The following is a 16,008-nucleotide window of genomic DNA, read 5'->3' on the forward strand; positions in this document are numbered from 1 at the left end:
ATGGCCCTCCACCCCCAGATCGCCGAGGTCGTCGCCACCCTGCCGGCCCCGCCGCCCGGCCCCCTCGACCCCGCAGTGCTGCGGGCCGACGAGGAGTCGCGCATCCCGGTGCTTGAGGACCGGCTCCCCCTGTTGGCGGTCGACGACGCCGTGGCCCCCACCCCGTCCCGCGACGTCCCGATCCGCATCTACACGCCGGAGAAGAAGGACGCCTATGGCCTCATCGTGTACCTCCACGGCGGCGCATTCTTCCTCGGCAGCCTCGACACGCACGACCACGTCGCGCGGGCATTGGCCGAGGAGGCCGGGTTCAAGGTCGTCTCCGTGGGCTACCGACTCGCCCCCGAGCATCGGTTCCCCGCCGGGCTCGAGGACGCGTACGCCGTCGTGCGCTGGGTGGCCGAGAACGGCGGCGAGCTCGCGTGGGACGGCGAGCGGCTCGCCCTCGCGGGCGACAGCTCGGGTGGCAATTTCGTGGCAGCGGTCGCCGCGATGGCGCACGACGACGGGTTCACCCGCCTCACGCACCAGGTCCTGTACTATCCGTCGCTCGACCTGGACTTCGATACGGACCGCTACGCCTCCCTGCGCGAGAACGCGACCGGCTACGGCCTCGAGACCGCGGGCCTGAAGCCGTTCAACGCGTTCTACCTCGACAGCGGCGCGGACCCTGCGGACCCGCTCGTCTCGCCGATCAAGCGGGCGGACCTCTCCGGACTCCCCCGGGCACTCGTCCTCACCGCGGAGCACGATCCGCTGCGCGACGAAGGCGAGCTGTACGGCCAGCGCCTGCGGGATGCGGGCGTGGACGCGACCGTGACCCGCTACGCGGGGGCGAACCATGGGTTCGTGGCGAACTTCGGCTGGCTCCCCGAGTACGCGGCGGCCTTCCGCGAGACGGCCGAGTTCCTGAACGGAACTGACGCCGAGAGCGCCGCTGGGAGCACCAATGAGTAGCGCCACCGTCCACCCGCTGGTCTCCCCGTGGGGCCGGTTCGGCCTGTACAGCTACTTCATCGATGCGCCCGAGCCGGCGGTCGTGGACACGGGCATCGCGTCCTCCCCCGAGGAAGGCATGATCCCGGCCTTGGAGAAGCTGGGCCGGAGCATCGACGAGGTGACGTGGATCTTCCTCACGCACGGCCACATCGACCACCTCGGCGGGGCGAAGGCCCTGTTCGACCTCACGGGCGGCCGCGCGAAGGTCGTGATCCACGAGGCGGACGCGCACATGCTCCGCTCCCGCGCGGGCCACGTCGAGGAGTACACCAACGGCCGCCACCGCTACCTCCACAACACCGAGGGCGTCGAGCAGCAGACCCGCACCGCGGAGGCCGCGATTTCCGGTGAGATGGAGCCGACAGTCCTCGTACGCGGCGGTGAGATCATCTCCCTCGGCGGCGACGTCACCGTTTCGGTGCTGCCCGTGCCAGGCCACACGCCCGGCTCGGTGGCCTACCGGCTCAGCACGGGGGATCCCGGCGCACAGAACGCAGTGTTCGTGGGCGACGCGGTCCAGATCCACGGCGCCGCGAACCGCTTCCCCGGCTACACCGACCCGGACGCGTACCGCGCGTCCCTGGAGTACCTGCGCGACGAGATCCGCCCCGAGCGCCTCTACCTCGGCCACCCGTACCGGGGCGCGGACGGCGAGCCGTACGGCGTCGAGCTCGACGCCGCCCAGGCCCGCCGCGCCCTGGACGAGAGCCTCACGCTCGAGTCGCGCATCCGCCGCGCCGTCGTGCACTACACGCACGACGGCGTGGCGGAGACTCAGTCTCCGTACTCGCCGTTCGAGCGGGTCGCCGCCGAGCTGGGCTACGACGGCGATCCGACGCTCGAGCCGTCACCGTTCTTCACGACCCTCGACGGCTACCTCGCCCTCACAACCCAACAGACCCGTCCTGAACAGGAGTCCCAGATCCATGGCTGACTACCAGACCATCGACGCGGGCGGTGCGCAGATCGCCGTCCGCAAGCACCTCCGCGCCCCGATGCGCGACGGCGTCGAACTCGCGCTCGACGTGTACCACGGCACCGAGGACGTGCCCCGCCCCGCGCTCGTGGCGCTGAGCCCGTACGGCAAGGAGCTTCAGGCTCTGGCCCTGACCATGCCGCCGCAGCGTCGCCCGTCCCCGATGTGGGACGGCTGCATCGAGGCAGGGGACATCGCCCGCGTGGTCGGCGAGGGCTACGCCCACGTGATCGGGGACCTGCGCGGCTCCGGCGACTCCGGCGGTGAGCACATCGGCAACTACAACGCCGGCGGCGTATCCCTCGGGCAGGATGCGTACGACGTCATCGAGTGGGTCGCCGCGCAGCCGTGGTGCGACGGCAACGTCGGCATGATCGGCATCTCCTACTTCGGCTCGATGCAGGTCCTCGCCGCCGCTGAACGTCCCCCGCACCTCAAGGCGATCTTCGTTTCAGGCGGGCACTACGACTTCTACGAGACCACCTACCACGGCGGCGTCATGTGGTTCATGCCCCGCGCGGCGCGCGAGGGCCGCGGCGGCGACTCCGGATGGGCGTTCACGGACCGGGTGAAGTCGCGCATGCTCGAGACGCACTCCCAGGAGCAGATCGCCAAGCTCGTCGCGGAGCGGCTTCAGGATCCGGACGTGGCCGCGTGGCCCAACTTGGTCCACACGCTGCACTACCCGAAGCACCACGAGGCGTGGTTCGACATCGTCATGAACGAGCTCGACGGCGAGTGGTACGAGGAGCGCAACCCGATCAACCTCGCGAAGAACATCGACATCCCCGTGTACCTGCAGCTGGACCAGGGCCGCGGCTGGACGCTGGACGGAACGATCGAGCTGTTCAACACGCTCAAGGGCCCGAAGAAGCTGGACATCGGGCCGTACCCGCCCATGCAGTCGCGGCCGTGGGTCGAGGAGCACGAGAAGATGTTCCGCTGGTATGACTACTGGATCAAGGGCATCGACAACGGCATCATGGACGAGCCCGAGGTCTCCGTGTTCGTCGAGGGCTCCCGCGAGGTGGCCACCGGAACCGCGTTCCCGCCCAAGGACGTCGAGTACCGGCCTCTGTACCTGCGCCCCCGCCGCAAGCTCTCCCCCGAGCCCGAGCTCATGGGCACTGAGCACGCCGCCCCGGACGGGTTCTTCCAGGCCCCGCTCACGGTCACGGACAAGGTCGAGGTCATCTCGTGGGACACGGCCCCGTTCACCGAAGCCACCGAGATGATGGGCACCGGCGCCGCGCACCTGTTCGCCGAGATCGACCAGCCCGACACGAACTTCATCCTGCGCCTGTGGGACACCGCCCCCAACGGCAACCGCCAGCTCATCACCACCGGCTACCTCAAGGCCTCCCACCGCGAGCTGGACGAGCGCACCACCGAGGGCAACCCGTACCACCCGCACACCCGCGCCGTCCCCGTGGAGCCGGGTGTGATCGAGGAGTACGTCATCCGGCTGTACCCGTTCGCGAACACGTTCCTGCCCGGGCACAAGCTCACCGTGGAGCTCTCCAACGACGAGCCCCTCGTGGACGAGCACAACTCCCTCCTGCCCCCGGACGCGTTCCACCTGCCCGTGGGCCGGCCCGTCACGCACAAGATCTACCGCGACGCGACCCACCCGTCGTGCCTGATCCTGCCGTACACGGCGCGCCCGGCGTCCCAAGGCTGAGCCGCCGCCCCTTTCATCTAAGAGTCAGCTTCTGGACGTCAGACGAAGGGGACGGATCCACCTCAGGTTTTGGACAAGACCTCCGTCTACAGACCGAGGTAGTGTCCAGAACCTGTGGTGAGAGCGGAAGGGCTCTCACGTGCAGCTCGATCGGATCACGACCACGTTACGCCACGCTCAACCGGCCCACTCAAGCGGCGAGGTGCCGTAGCGCACTGGCGGGTGGGGGTAGTCAAGCGGGACGCCGCCGACGGCGAGTAGCGGGCCAACGTACTCGAGCTCGCCATAGGGGGACGCGGCTTTGCGTGTCTCGACGGAGAGGTCCGCGGGCTCCGCGGCGGCCGGAGTCCCGGCACGCAGGAGCTCGTTCGCCGTCGCGATGAGGCTGAGCCGTGCGCTGCCCGCAATGCCCCGTGCCCGTGCGGCGAGCAGCGCGACGGCCGCGGCGGCCATGCCCATCCCGGTTGCGTGGTCGAGGGCTTGGACGGGAAGCGCGCCGGGTCGCCACGCGGCGTCGTGAGCCCCACCATCCCGCGCCGTCCCGTACAGGTCCGCGATCCCGCAGGCGGCCTGCACGATGCTGTCGAACCCGCGCGCGTGCGCCCACGGGCCTTCCCAGCCCCACGCGTTGAGCGCCACAACGGCCGCGCGAGGGAAGTCCGCACGCAGTGACTCGGCGTCCATCCCGAACCGTGCGAGCGAGGCCTGCCGGTAGCCGAGGAGCACGACGTCGGCGCCCCGGGCGAGCGCCCGGACCTGCCCGAGCTGCTCGGCCACGCGCAGGTCCGCGACGGCGCTGCGCTTGGCGAACCCGGTGTCGAGGTGCGCGTCGAGCAACTCGGGATGCTGCGGCGGGTCGACACGCAGGACGTCCGCCCCGAGCGCCCCGAGGAGCCTCGACGCGCTCGGTCCCGCGATCACGCGGGTGAGGTCCAGCACGCGGACGCCGTGCAGCGGGACGCCGGGCGCGGCGTCGTGCGTCAGGGCCACAGCGGGGACCTCACCGAGTGACCACCGGATCCACGGCTCCCCCGCCGCGGCGGTCCCGGCGCCCGACGCCGCCCACTCGCCCGGGGTGCGCACGGCGGCGGCCACTCCCCCGGCGGCCCGCACGGCGGCTTCGACGTCGAGGGCGTCGCGCTCGCGAACCGCGGCGTCCAGCTGCTCGGAGCCCGCGATGCCGAGGCCCGCCAGGAGAGCCTGCGCGTGGTGGGGGTAGTTGGCGTGGAGTCGCACCCAGCCGTCGCGGGCCTGGCGGAAGCCGGACGTGGGCGCCCAGATGTCCGGTGGCTTGCCGTCGACGCGGAGCCGGCGGATCGAGTCGAACGAGGCTGCGGCGAGCGCGGACGACGTAGCGACGCGGCTGCCGCTCACCGCCTCGCCTCTGGTCTCGGCGAGGGCCGTGAGCGCGGCGATGAGCGCCCCGAGGGAGCCGAGGGCGAGGCCCTCGACGTCGAGCGCCCCCGCCCACCACGTACGCGGGCCGGACCACCAATCGTGAAGTTCCGGAACGTCGCCGAGGACGGGTGCGAGGTGACGCCGCAGCCCAAGGAGGCCGACCCCGTCGTGCGTGGTCATGGCTTCCCCTCCCGCTGGGACGCGGCGGCTACCGGGTCGAGGTCGTCGAGCGTGAGGCGGCGCGTGGGCTCGTCGGGGAACGGGGAGGTCCGGGTGACCGTGAGGTCGCGGTCCACGTGGAGGAGGACTCCGGGGTCCATGAGGTGCCAGCGGAGGTCGTTGGCCATGGGCTCGGTCGCGACGAGGACGAAGTCGCCGATGTCTTCTCCGTGCGCCGAGATCCGCGGGCTGCGCGCGCGGAGGTGACGGCCGGGCGCGGCGGCGCCCGTGCGGTTGTCGAGGACGTGGAGCTCGTGGGTATCGGGGTAGCGCACGGCCCACAGGTCCGTAGCGGTGGTCAGGATGAAGTTGAGGCTGAGGACGGGCACGTTCTGCGCGATCCACGTCAGGGCGGCCTCGATGCCGGCCGCGACGTCGCCGTCCGCACGGCGGGTCTCCGAGGTGATGAGGGCGAACATGCGCTCGCTGTCAGTCTGGCCCTGCACGAGGTCTGCGGCTCCGAGCTCATCGAGCCGCTGGTCGACGGCGGCGACCTCGGTGAACGCTCCGTTGTGGGCGAACAGCCGGCCGTCCTGCTCGAACGGGTGGGTGTTGGCGTACGTGTGCTCGCCGATGCTCGCGTAGCGCACGTGTGCCAGGAAGGTTGAGCTCACGAGGTCGCGGGCCTCGCGGGCGAATGCCCGGTCCTCCCACGCGGCGATCGGCTGCTTGTCCACTCTGGGCAGTCCGTCCGCGGTGAACGTGCCGACTCCGGTCCCATCGGGCTCGCGGCGGCTCTGCACCTCGAGACTGTCCGGAGCCGTGAGGAGCCAGAACGTCGCGTGCACGGACCTGTGGCCCGCGTGCATTCCGAAGAGCCTGCACATGGGCCCATCATCGCAGGTCGAGCCCACAGACAACGGTGGGCCGGGTACGGGACCCGGCCCACCGCCGTCGTGCGCGGCGTTCTGCGCGCTACATGTTGTACTCGACGACCCCGCCCTGATGCAGGCAGAGGATGTTCCCATCGGGATCCGCGAACCACGAGGCACGCTCGCCGGCCGCGGAGAAGATGTGGTGATCATCCGTCTTGAGATCAGGCAGGTCGTAGTCCTCGAAGTGCACCCCATGGCCTTCGAGGTCCGCCATGGCCGCCTCGAGGTCGTCAACCTCGAACGTCAGGGCGGTGTGGCCCGAATGGACGGCGTTCGCGTCCACCATCAGGCCCAGCGATGCGGATCCATCCAGACCGAGGATCATCATCCCGGTCGGGTCCTTTCCGCGGACAGGGAGCCCCAGCGCTCCCTCGTAGAAGTCCTTCGCGCGGGCCTCGTCGGCCACGGTCAGGATTGTGGTTGCCGGTCGTGTTGCCAGCGTCATGACACACCTCCACGAGGGGAACTGACGGGCACCAGTTTAAGCCCGCAGCGGCGGTTTGGAGCCGCCCGCTTCCCTGCGGCCCCCACACGCACGACGGCGGTGGGCCGGGTACGGAACCCGGCCCACCGCCGTCATGCGCATCTCCTTCGGGAGGTCAGGCCTTCTTGGGCCACTCCTTCTCCACGAGGGTGAGGACGTCGTAGTTGGCGATGAGCTCATCGTCCTGATTGGTCAGGACGGCGTCCCAGCGGACCTCGCCGTACTCGTCGGTGACCCGCGGGGTGATCTGCTTGGCCGTGAGGGTCACGCGGATCGAGTCGCCGGCGGGGACGGGCTGGAGGAAGCGCAGGTTGTCCAGGCCGTAGTTCAGCAGCACCGGGCCGGGCTCGGGCGAGACGAACAGGCCCGCGGCCCAGCTCACGAGCAGGTACCCGTGTGCCACGATGCCGGGGAAGACGCCGGCGGCGCGGGCGGCCTCGTCATCCATGTGGGCGTAGAACGTGTCGCCGGTCTCGGCAGCGAAGTTCGCGATGTCCTCGCGGGTGATCTGGCGCAGCTCGGAACGCATCGCGTCGCCCACGCGCAGCTCGGCGAGAGACTTGCGGAACGGGTGCGTCGACGGATCCGTCGGATCGGCCAGACGACGGTCCGCGCCCGTGTGCCACACGCCCGTCACCGCGGTAAGCATGTTCGGCGAGCCCTGGATCGCGGTGCGCTGCATGTGGTGCTTGACGGAGCGGATGCCGCCGAGCTCCTCGCCGCCGCCCGCGCGGCCCGGGCCGCCGTGGACGAGGTGCGGGACCGGGGAGCCGTGGCCCGTGGAGGTCTTGGCATCCTCGCGGTTCAGCACGAGCACGCGGCCGTGGTGCGCGGCGATGCCGGTGACGAGGGTCTGGGCGACCTCGGGATCGTTCGTGGCCACGGACGCCACGAGCGAGCCGGCGCCCATCGCAGCGAGCCTGATGGCCTCATCGAGGCTTAAGTACCCGACCACGGAGGAGACCGGGCCGAACGCCTCGGTGCCGTGCAGGGCGGGCGCCTTGACGTCCTCCCACGTGAGGATCACGGGGGACATGAACGCTCCGTCCGCGACGACGGCCTTCTCGCCGCTCGCCGTGACGACCTCGGGGGCGTCGAGCGAGCCGAACGCGATCTTCCCGCCTGCCTCGACGAGGGACTCGACGGCGCCGCGGACATCCTTGAGCTGCTCGAGCGAGGCGAGCGCGCCCATAGTCACGCCCTCGGCCCGGGGATCGCCGACCACGACGCGCTCCGTCACCCGCGCGCCGATGGCAGCAACGACGTCGTCCACGAGCTCCGCCGGGACGATCGAGCGGCGGATCGCCGTGCACTTCTGGCCGGCCTTGACCGTCATCTCGGTGACCACGGACTTCACGAACGCGTCGAACTCCGGGGTGCCCGGGACGGCGTCGGGCCCGAGGATCGCGGCGTTGAGCGAGTCCGTCTCGGACGTGAAGCGGACGCCGCCGTGGACCACGTTCGGGTGCGACTTGAGCAGGTTGGCGGTCGCGGCGGAGCCGGTGAAGGAGACCATGTCGCGGTAGTCGAGCTCGTCCAGGAGCGTGCGGGCGGACCCGGAGATGAGCTGGATCGAACCGGCTGGGAGGATGCCGGAATCCACCATGAGCCGGACCATCGCCTCGGTCACGTAGCCGGTCGGGGTGGCGGGCTTGACGATGGTCGGGACGCCGGCCACGAACGCGGGCGCGAACTTCTCGAGCATGCCCCACACGGGGAAGTTGAACGCGTTGATCTGCGCAGCCACGCCCGGGATGCGGGTGTAGATGTGCTCGCCGGCGAACGAGCCGTCCTTCGAGAGGACCTCCATGGGCCCGTCCACGATCACGTGGGAGTTGGGCAGCTCGCGGCGGCCCTTCGAGCCGAACGTGAACAGCACGCCGATGCCGCCGTCGATGTCCACCATCGAGTCGATCTTCGTGGCGCCGGTCTTGAACGAGAGCTCGTACAGCTCCTGGCGGTGGCCGTTGAGGAACTGTGCGAGCTCCTTGAGCTTGAGCGCGCGCTCGTGGATGGTGAGCTTGCCGAGCTCGGCCTGCCCGACCGTGCGGGCGTGCTCCACCATCCCTGCGAGGTCGATGCCGTCCGATGTCACGACGGCGAGCAGCTCGCCCGTGCTGGCGTCCCGCACCTCGGCGCCGCGGCCGGGGTTCTCCGGCGTCCACCACGCGTCGCGGACGTAGCTGGGCACGACTGCGGTGGCGGTTTCCTTGGTGGGGGCTTCCGGGGCAGTGGTCATCGTCGACGGATCCTTCCGGTCGGGGGCCTTCACGGCAGGCTCTACCCGCGTCGGGTATTACTGACCGGCCGTTCGGTAATGGATCTAGAATACACGGGCCCTTGGAGTTCGGCACGGCTTCTTTGCGGCCAGGGCCTTTCAGCCCCTTCTGCCGGGCGCCTGCCCCGGCCTACGATGGCGCCCGTCAGGACTGTCCGCCTCCTCGGCGTGAGTCCGCCGGTTGGGGGTCGGACGACGGCGCGGGGGCACCTCGAGCGAGGAGCTCAGCTATGAACGTGCCTACCGCCCCCGATCCCACACCAACACCGCCGCGCCGACGCTCTGCGATCGCGCGAGCCTTCCTGACCCTCCTTACCGCCGTCGGCCTCGTCGCCGGCGCCAGCGCCCTTCCCGCCTCCGCCGCATCACCCCAGACGTACTTCGGGCTCGGGGACTCCATCGCGGCCGGGACCGGCGGCGGCACGCCGCTCAATGCGTGCGTGCAGACCGCAGCCGCGTACCCGACCCAGCTGAACGGCACGAACCTCGGATGCTTCGGGGCCAAGACCCAGGACGTCATCGACTCCCAGGTGCCCTCGGTCCCCGCGAACACCCGAACCGTGACCATCACGGTCGGTGCCAACGACGTCGGCGTGGGGGCAGTGGTCGCCGCGTGCATCAACCCCGCGACCCCCACCCTGTGCCAGCAGGAACTGAACAACTCGACCACCTCCCTGCTCCCGCAACTGCCAGCGAAGCTGGCCGGAACGATCGCGTCTGTCCGCGCCAAGGCTCCGAACGCACGCATCACGCTCACGGGCTACCCGCTCCTGTTCACGGTCTCGGGCCTCCCCACCGCCCTGCAGCCTGTGGCGGCCGAGATCAACGCCGCGACAGCGCTGCTCAACACGACCATCGCGACTACGGCGCTGCGGAACGGCGCGCTGTACACGGACGTGACGTGGCGATTCCTCGGACACGGCTATGGCTCCGCCGCCCCGTGGATCAACGGGCCGATCGACAACGGGTCGGGCGGTCTTGATCCCAGCTCGTTCCACCCGAACTACGCCGGATACACCTACGGCTACGTCCCGGCCGTGCGGCCGTTCGTGGGCTGACGAGGAGAGGCGGAATGACCTCTTCGCATCGCGGCTCGCCTCTGGGCCGAGCGCTGCTAGCCCTCCTGGCAGCCCTCGGCCTCGCCATTCGGTCCGGGCGCCCTTCACCCGAATGACAGCGGCTACCTCGAGGGCTACGCGCATCTCGTCGGACCAGCGCTAGGACTTCCAGTGCCCGCGCTCGCTGGCTAGTTGCCGGCGGGCCATTAGCAGCGCAACGCACGACGGCGGCGGGACGGACCCGTCGTCGTCGTGCGTTGCGCTGTGCGCGCCGTGGGCCGGGGTCAGTGAGCCGCGAGGCGCAGCTCGAGGCCGTTGCGGACCATCGGCCACTCGGAGGCGACGATCGAGTAGACGACGGTGTCGCGGAGAGACCCGTCAGGCATGATCTGGTGGCTGCGGAGCACGCCGTCCTGCTTCGCTCCGAGCCGTTCGATCGCGGCGCGGGACTGGCGGTTCATCCAGTGCGTGCGGAACTCCACTGCGATGCAGCCCAGTTCCTCGAAGGCGTGGCGCAGCAAGAGGAGCTTCGACTCGGCGTTGGTGCCCGTGCCCTGGGCGCTCGCGGCGTTCCACGTCGAGCCGATCTCGACCCGGCGGTTCGCGTCGTCCGCGTTCATGTACGTCGTCATGCCGATCACGCGGCCGTCCGAGGCGCGGCGGGCCGCGAACGGCAGCATCGAGCCGGCGTCCTGGAGCGCGAGGCGGCGGTCAATTTCCGCCGCCATGCCCTCCGGCTGCGGGACGGACGTATACCAGAGGTTCCACAGCTCGCCGTCGCGGACCGCGTCCTCGAGCTCGGCGCGGTGATCGTGCGAGAGCGGCTCGAGGGCCACGAGGCGGCCGGTCAGGGTGACGGGTTCGAGGAAGGGCATGGGGCGAGTCTAGGCGTGGAGCTTTGCCCGAACTGCGGCGAGCTCCGCATCGGTGAGGCCGTGCTCGCGGAGGAACCGCTCGACGTCGAGCGTCTCCGCGAACGCCGCGAGCGAAGCCTGCCGGTCGGCAAGGATGGGGGCGAGCTCGGCGTCGTCGTGCCAGCGCTCGTAGGGGTGCTTGACCGGGCTGACGCGGTGCCAGTCGTTGATGCCACGGACGCTGGCCTCGTACTGCTCGGCAGCCGCGCGCCCGGCGCCCGCGGGATCCGCGAGCTGCAGGAGCATGGTGACGACGAGGCCCGTGCGGTCTCGCCCGGCAGAACAGTGGAGCACCACGCCCGCCGGGGCCTCGGCGATCGCCCGGAAAACGCCCACGATGCGATCGGGGAAGAGCCGGACAATACCGGCGTACCCCTTCGGGTGGCTCAGGTACGGCGGCAGCTGGTCCGCGTAGGCCTCGGCGTGCTCGGGGTGGTCTGGGTCCTCGGTCGGGGCGCTCACGACGGCGATCCCCGCCATCGCCTCTGGCCCCACCTTGGGGCGGTGGGACGACGCTTCTGCTCGACCGGGTTTCGAAGGTCGATGACCGTGCGGATGCCGTCGTCGTGCATCTGCCGCCAGCCGCGCTCGGTGAGCCACTCGCGCCGACCCATCCGGTAGACCTCGCCCAGGACCCGGCGCGCGTTGACCGCGCCCTCCCACGCGACGCCGTTCACCGCGCCCCGCCAGCGGTCACGCTGATCGGATGCGCGCGACGGAGCAGGGCCACGGCTGCCCAGCCCGTGAGGGCTGCCATCGTGGTCGCCATCGCGGCGGCGCCGAGCGCACCGATCGCGAGCACAAGCGGCAGCGGCTGCCCCTCGTTCCACAGCGGCGGCGCGATCGCGAAGAAGGCGCCGAGGCCTACGCACCAGGCCGCCGCGGTGGCGAGGACCCACACCCACGCGGCGGCGAGGTGTCGGCGCAGCTCGAGCCACTGCGCGACTCCGATGCTGGCCAAGAGCGCACATCCGAGGACCACTCCGGCGATCACGACCAGCGGGCCCGGCCAGTCAGCCCACACGTCCAGCGTGACAACCGGCAGCATGCCGAGCGCCCAGGCTACGGCGCCGCCCACGGCCGAGAGCAGGACGAACCGGCCACGGCCCAACGCGGGGATCCGCCTGGAGAACCGCCACGACATCGCCGCGCCGAGGGCCGCTCCCTCGCCAAGGCCCGCGACCACGAGCAGCCCGGCCCCCGGGAGGTCTTCGAGACCCGCGGTGATGATGAGCGCCTCCACGGCCGTGGGCACGAGGAAGCCGATGAACTCACCGAGCGCGACCCAGCCGAGCCAGGGCAGGAAGAAACGCCGTACCGGCTGCTGAGGAAGAGTCACAGCTCCATTGTCCAGTGCTTCAGCCGCTCAGATGCGAAACGGTTATTGAATGGCTTCCTTGCAGCTATTGAGTGGACCGACGCTGGACGGTCACAATTTATCGTTTCGCTTGAATTATCTGGCGATCCCACCCTGAAAGGCGCACCCATGATCCATCCACTCCTCCGGGCCCTCGCGGCCGGAACCTCTGCCGTCGCCGTCCTTGGCCTCGGCTCGCTGCCGGCACAGGCCGCCGTCACCGACGGCCACCAAGTCACCGAGTTCTCCCGCTGCATCTCCGACGAAGGCGCAGGCTTCACTTTCTGCGTCGAGGGCGTGAACCAGGGCATCGAGGTGCACCAGCCGAACGGGCGCGCCGTCTTCGTGTCCTCAGGCACGGCCACCATGACGTTCACCTACGCCAACGGCGATGTGGTGACGGTCGCCAGCGCGTACCGCGGCGTCAGCAACTTCAGCTACTGGCTCGACGGACTGTTCTATGACCCACAGATGATCCTCTCGGAGGCCGCGACCACGAGCACCCTGCCTGACGGGAGCTCGTGCACGTCCGCCTCGACGGCGCTGGGCATGGGGACCGACCAGCGCGCCGTCCGCTGGCAGTACGAGGTCACCTGCACGCGGGCCGGGTGACCACACAGTGCCCGGGAAGTGACCCCTCAACGGGGAAATGACCCCTCACCGATGGGGACGGTGGGGGTCATTTCCCGGTGCTCGCGGGTCAGCTCCAGGTGTAGAAGCCCTTGCCGGTCTTGCGGCCGAGTTCGCCGCGGGCGACCTTGTCGCGCAGGATCTGCGGGGGGGCGAAGCGGTCGCCGAGGGTGGCGTGGAGGTACTCGGCGATGCCCAGGCGCACGTCCAGGCCGACGATGTCGGTGGTCTTCAGCGGCCCGGTGGGGTGCTTGTAGCCCAGGACCATGGCGGCATCGATGTCCTCGGCGGTGGCCACGCCCTCCTGGACCATGCGCATCGCCTCCAGGGCGATCGCGACCCCGAGGCGGGAGGAGGCGAACCCCGGCGCGTCCTTGACCACGACGGCGGTCTTGCCCAGCCCCGCGACCCAGCCGCGGGCGGCGGCCTCGGCCTCCGGGGAGGTCCGCTCGGCGATGACGACCTCGATCAGGGTCGAGGCCGGGACCGGGTTGAAGAAGTGCAGGCCCAGGAACCGCTCGGGCCGGGCCAGCGACGCGGCGAGCGTGGTCACCGACAGGGAGGAGGTGTTCGTGGCCAGGAACGCGCCCTTGCCCAGGTGCGCCTCCACCGCGGTGAGGGCCTCGGTCTTCAGGGCCGGGTCCTCCGGCACGGCCTCGACCACGAGGCCGCACCCGCCGAAGTCCGCGTAGTCCACGGAGGTCGAGAAGGACTCGACGATCTCGTCCAGGTTCCCGTCCACCACGCCGCGCTCGATGCTCTTGGCCACCGAGGACTCGACCCGCTCCCGGGCCCCCTGGGCGGCCTGCTCGTCCCGCTCGACGACGACCACGCGGGCCCCGCCCATGAGGAACGCGTGCGCGATCCCGGCGCCCATGCGCCCGCCGCCCAGGACCCCGACGGTTCCGGGGAGGCCTTCGGCCAGGTTGATCTTGCCCATCTACTTGCTCTTCTTTCGGTCGAGGAATGCCTGCATGCGGTCGAACTTGGCCTGGGACTCGAACAGCATCCCCTGCGCGAGCGTGTCGATGAGCGGGTGCACCTCCCGGGGGGTGTGGAACACGGCCTTGGAGATCCGCACCGCCAGCGCATCCTGCGCGGCGATCCGGTCCGCCAGCCGGTGCGCGGCCGGGACCAGGTCCGCCGGCTCGACGAGCTCGGTGACCAGGCCCGCGGCCAGGCACTCGGCCCCGGTCAGGACCTTCCCGGCCAGCAGGATCTCCTTGGCCAGGGCCTCCCCCACGAGCTCGCGCAGCCGCCACGTCGCACCGGCGGCGGCCATGATCCCCAGCCCGGTCTCCGGGTTGCCGACCCGCAGCGACTCGGTGCCGATCCGGAAGTCCGCCGCGTACGCCAGCTCGGCGCCGCCGCCGAGGGCGTACCCCTCCAGCGCCGCGATCACGGGCATCGGAAGCTTCGCGATCCGGTCGAACACGGTCGAGTTGATCCCCGCGAGCGCATCGTTACGGCGCCGCTGCCGCAGCTGGGCGATGTCCGCGCCCGAGGCGAAGATGCCCTTCGCCCCCGAGTCCGGGTCCGCCGGGGTGCCCGAGAGGATCAGCACCTTCGGGTGCGCCTCGAGGTGCGCGCACACCGCGTGCAGCTCATCCACCATGGACTGGTCGATCGCGTTGCGCACCTCCGGGCGGTCCAGCCGCGCATGCAGCCGATCACCCCGCTCCTCGACCACCAGCGTGCTGAAGCCGGACCCGTCAAGACGCGCAGCGTCGTTGTCGGACGCGCCGTCGTGCGCCGCGCCGTCGGAGGCCGCGGACGACGCCGCCGCCCCGGCCTCAGCGGTCGAGGCGCCTTCCGCGGTGCTCGTCTGGGTGCGGGGCACCGTCATCTAGACCCCCTCGATAAGCAGGGCCGTGCCCTGGCCCACGCCCACGCACATCGTGGCCAGGCCCAGCCTGCGGCCGGGCCCGGTCAGCTCGCGGTCCATGCGGCCCAGCAGGGTCACCACGAGGCGCGAGCCCGAGGAGCCCAGCGGGTGGCCCAGGGCGATCGCGCCGCCGTCGTTGTTCACGATCCCCTCCTCGAGCTTGAGCTCGCGCATCACGGCCAGGGACTGGGACGCGAAGGCCTCGTTCAGCTCCACCGCGCCCAGGTCCGCCACCGAGACGCCCTGCCGCTCGAGGACCTTGCGGGTGGCCGGGACAGGGCCCATGCCCATGATCTCGGGGGCGATGCCGGCCGAGGCGCCGTCGAGGATGCGGGCGCGCGGGGTCAGGCCGAACCGCTCGATCGCGGCCTCGGAGGCCACGACGATCGCCGAGGCGCCGTCGTTCAGCGACGAGGCGTTGCCCGCGGTGACCACGGAGCCGCCCTTGACCACCGGGCGCAGCCTGGCCAGCACGTCCATCGTGGTCCCGGGGCGGGGGCCCTCGTCCGTGTCCACCACGGTCTGGGCGCCCTTGCGGCCGGTCACCGTCACGGGGACGATCTCCTGCGCGAACCGGCCGGCCTCGATCGCGGCGATGGCCTTCTCGTGCGAGCGGACGGCGAACGCGTCGCAGTCCTCCCGGGAGGTGTCGAAGACTCGGGCGACCTCCTCGGCCGTCTCCGGCATCGAATACGTGGCCTTCCCGTCGCGGGAGAGCTCCCCGGAGAGGAACGCCGGGTTGGTGAAGCGCCAGCCGATCGAGGTGTCGAACACAGCACCGGGCTTGGCGAATGCCGTGCTGGGCTTCTCCATCACCCACGGCGCGCGGCTCATGGACTCGACCCCGCCGGCCACCACGAGGTCCGCGGCCCCGGCCTTGACCATGTGCGAGGCCATGATGATCGCCGAGAGGCCCGAGGCGCACAGCCGGTTGACCGTGATCCCCGGCACCGCATCCGGGTAGCCGGCCAGCAGCCACCCCATCCGGGCCACGTTGCGGTTCTCCTCGCCCGCGCCGTTCGCGTTGCCCAGGATCACCTCCTCCACCTCGGCCGGATCGATCCCGGCCCGCTCCACCGCCGCCCGCACCGTCAAAGCCGCCAGATCATCCGGACGCACCGAGGACAGCGCACCGCCGTACCGCCCCACCGGGGTCCTCGCCCCACCGACCAGAAACGCCTCAGCCATGTGCACTCCCTCATGCCTCGTCACATCGGACACGTTCGGCACCGGGCGCACATGCGCCAATAGTTA

Annotated in this window: 16 protein-coding genes; 5 read left to right on the forward strand and 11 right to left on the reverse strand. The window is 70.8% G+C overall.

The features are described from left to right. The 3 genes from SCMU_RS15915 to SCMU_RS15925 are packed head-to-tail and all read left to right on the forward strand — an operon-like array spanning position 1 to position 3,656. A complete protein-coding gene (locus tag SCMU_RS15915) occupies positions 1–957 on the forward strand; it encodes an alpha/beta hydrolase (protein ID WP_229230078.1) in 957 nt (318 codons plus the stop codon). Beyond that, the gene (locus tag SCMU_RS15920; protein WP_229230079.1) at positions 950–1,933 is read left to right on the forward strand and encodes an MBL fold metallo-hydrolase; all 984 of its coding nucleotides are present in this window, start codon (positions 950–952) and stop codon (positions 1,931–1,933) included. The genes SCMU_RS15915 and SCMU_RS15920 overlap by 8 nt, the downstream gene beginning before the upstream one ends. Continuing rightward, complete coding sequence (locus tag SCMU_RS15925; RefSeq protein WP_229230080.1) at positions 1,926–3,656, forward strand: CocE/NonD family hydrolase; 1,731 nt, start codon at positions 1,926–1,928, stop codon at positions 3,654–3,656. The genes SCMU_RS15920 and SCMU_RS15925 overlap by 8 nt, the downstream gene beginning before the upstream one ends. A gap of 177 nt (positions 3,657–3,833) precedes the next feature. Here SCMU_RS15925 and SCMU_RS15930 read toward each other — a convergent pair whose 3' ends face one another. From SCMU_RS15930 to paaZ, 4 genes are all read right to left on the reverse strand, one after another. Further along, positions 3,834–5,234: a CoA transferase gene (locus SCMU_RS15930; RefSeq protein WP_229230081.1), complete on the reverse strand. Its 1,401-nt coding sequence runs from the start codon at positions 5,232–5,234 to the stop codon at positions 3,834–3,836. Further along, on the reverse strand, positions 5,231–6,100 hold the full coding sequence (locus SCMU_RS15935) for a class II glutamine amidotransferase (RefSeq protein WP_229230082.1): 870 nt from the start codon (positions 6,098–6,100) through the stop codon (positions 5,231–5,233). The genes SCMU_RS15930 and SCMU_RS15935 overlap by 4 nt, the downstream gene beginning before the upstream one ends. Positions 6,101–6,188: 88 nt before the next feature. Next, positions 6,189–6,593 (reverse strand): VOC family protein, encoded by a 405-nt coding sequence (locus SCMU_RS15940; RefSeq protein WP_229230083.1) that lies wholly within the window; start codon positions 6,591–6,593, stop codon positions 6,189–6,191. A 154-nt stretch (positions 6,594–6,747) separates the two neighbouring features. Further along, complete coding sequence (gene paaZ, locus SCMU_RS15945; RefSeq protein ID WP_229230084.1) at positions 6,748–8,871, reverse strand: phenylacetic acid degradation bifunctional protein PaaZ; 2,124 nt, start codon at positions 8,869–8,871, stop codon at positions 6,748–6,750. 269 nt (positions 8,872–9,140) lie between these two features. Between paaZ and SCMU_RS15950 the strand changes: the two genes are divergently transcribed. Next, positions 9,141–9,968, forward strand: a complete 828-nt coding sequence (locus tag SCMU_RS15950) for an SGNH/GDSL hydrolase family protein (RefSeq protein WP_229230085.1) — start codon at positions 9,141–9,143, stop codon at positions 9,966–9,968. A 284-nt stretch (positions 9,969–10,252) separates the two neighbouring features. Here the strand turns inward: SCMU_RS15950 and SCMU_RS15955 are convergent, their stop codons facing one another. Genes SCMU_RS15955 through SCMU_RS15970 form a run of 4 tightly spaced genes read right to left on the reverse strand, consistent with a single transcriptional unit; the run spans position 10,253 to position 12,221 of the window. Then, positions 10,253–10,843 carry a GNAT family N-acetyltransferase gene (locus SCMU_RS15955; RefSeq protein ID WP_229230086.1) on the reverse strand — a complete coding sequence of 197 codons (591 nt, stop codon included), beginning with the start codon at positions 10,841–10,843 and terminating at the stop codon, positions 10,253–10,255. Between the two features lie 9 nt (positions 10,844–10,852). Then, positions 10,853–11,344 carry a tyrosine-protein phosphatase gene (locus tag SCMU_RS15960; RefSeq protein ID WP_229230087.1) on the reverse strand — a complete coding sequence of 164 codons (492 nt, stop codon included), beginning with the start codon at positions 11,342–11,344 and terminating at the stop codon, positions 10,853–10,855. Continuing rightward, positions 11,341–11,559 carry a tyrosine-protein phosphatase gene (locus SCMU_RS15965; RefSeq protein ID WP_229230088.1) on the reverse strand — a complete coding sequence of 73 codons (219 nt, stop codon included), beginning with the start codon at positions 11,557–11,559 and terminating at the stop codon, positions 11,341–11,343. Before SCMU_RS15965 ends, SCMU_RS15960 begins: the two co-directional genes overlap by 4 nt. Next, positions 11,556–12,221: a hypothetical protein gene (locus tag SCMU_RS15970; RefSeq protein WP_229230089.1), complete on the reverse strand. Its 666-nt coding sequence runs from the start codon at positions 12,219–12,221 to the stop codon at positions 11,556–11,558. Before SCMU_RS15970 ends, SCMU_RS15965 begins: the two co-directional genes overlap by 4 nt. Before the next feature lie 147 nt (positions 12,222–12,368). Here SCMU_RS15970 and SCMU_RS15975 point away from each other — a divergent pair, with 147 nt between their 5' ends. Continuing rightward, on the forward strand, positions 12,369–12,851 hold the full coding sequence (locus SCMU_RS15975; RefSeq protein WP_229230090.1) for a hypothetical protein: 483 nt from the start codon (positions 12,369–12,371) through the stop codon (positions 12,849–12,851). An 88-nt stretch (positions 12,852–12,939) separates the two neighbouring features. On the opposite strand, the gene SCMU_RS15980 is transcribed toward SCMU_RS15975, so the two are convergent. The 3 genes from SCMU_RS15980 to SCMU_RS15990 are packed head-to-tail and all read right to left on the reverse strand — an operon-like array spanning position 12,940 to position 15,942. Further along, positions 12,940–13,809 (reverse strand): 3-hydroxyacyl-CoA dehydrogenase family protein, encoded by an 870-nt coding sequence (locus SCMU_RS15980; RefSeq protein ID WP_229230091.1) that lies wholly within the window; start codon positions 13,807–13,809, stop codon positions 12,940–12,942. Beyond that, on the reverse strand, positions 13,810–14,715 hold the full coding sequence (locus SCMU_RS15985) for an enoyl-CoA hydratase/isomerase family protein (RefSeq protein WP_229230092.1): 906 nt from the start codon (positions 14,713–14,715) through the stop codon (positions 13,810–13,812). It abuts the gene before it with no gap. Further along, positions 14,716–15,942: an acetyl-CoA C-acyltransferase gene (locus tag SCMU_RS15990; RefSeq protein ID WP_229230093.1), complete on the reverse strand. Its 1,227-nt coding sequence runs from the start codon at positions 15,940–15,942 to the stop codon at positions 14,716–14,718. Positions 15,943–16,008: the final 66 nt, after the last annotated feature.

The sequence above is a fragment of the Sinomonas cyclohexanicum genome, assembly GCF_020886775.1.
GTDB lineage: Bacteria > Actinomycetota > Actinomycetes > Actinomycetales > Micrococcaceae > Sinomonas > Sinomonas cyclohexanicum.

Excerpts from the sequence above, each read along its gene's own strand:
- SCMU_RS15915 (WP_229230078.1), top strand. The coding sequence starts at position 1 with ATGGCCCTCCACCCCCAGATCGCCGAGGTCGTCGCCACCCTGCCGGCC.
- SCMU_RS15920 (WP_229230079.1), top strand. The coding sequence starts at position 950 with ATGAGTAGCGCCACCGTCCACCCGCTGGTCTCCCCGTGGGGCCGGTTC.
- SCMU_RS15925 (WP_229230080.1), top strand. The coding sequence starts at position 1,926 with ATGGCTGACTACCAGACCATCGACGCGGGCGGTGCGCAGATCGCCGTC.
- SCMU_RS15930 (WP_229230081.1), bottom strand. The coding sequence starts at position 5,234 with ATGACCACGCACGACGGGGTCGGCCTCCTTGGGCTGCGGCGTCACCTC.
- SCMU_RS15935 (WP_229230082.1), bottom strand. The coding sequence starts at position 6,100 with ATGTGCAGGCTCTTCGGAATGCACGCGGGCCACAGGTCCGTGCACGCG.
- SCMU_RS15940 (WP_229230083.1), bottom strand. The coding sequence starts at position 6,593 with ATGACGCTGGCAACACGACCGGCAACCACAATCCTGACCGTGGCCGAC.
- paaZ (WP_229230084.1), bottom strand. The coding sequence starts at position 8,871 with ATGACCACTGCCCCGGAAGCCCCCACCAAGGAAACCGCCACCGCAGTC.
- SCMU_RS15950 (WP_229230085.1), top strand. The coding sequence starts at position 9,141 with ATGAACGTGCCTACCGCCCCCGATCCCACACCAACACCGCCGCGCCGA.
- SCMU_RS15955 (WP_229230086.1), bottom strand. The coding sequence starts at position 10,843 with ATGCCCTTCCTCGAACCCGTCACCCTGACCGGCCGCCTCGTGGCCCTC.
- SCMU_RS15975 (WP_229230090.1), top strand. The coding sequence starts at position 12,369 with ATGATCCATCCACTCCTCCGGGCCCTCGCGGCCGGAACCTCTGCCGTC.
- SCMU_RS15980 (WP_229230091.1), bottom strand. The coding sequence starts at position 13,809 with ATGGGCAAGATCAACCTGGCCGAAGGCCTCCCCGGAACCGTCGGGGTC.
- SCMU_RS15985 (WP_229230092.1), bottom strand. The coding sequence starts at position 14,715 with ATGACGGTGCCCCGCACCCAGACGAGCACCGCGGAAGGCGCCTCGACC.
- SCMU_RS15990 (WP_229230093.1), bottom strand. The coding sequence starts at position 15,942 with ATGGCTGAGGCGTTTCTGGTCGGTGGGGCGAGGACCCCGGTGGGGCGG.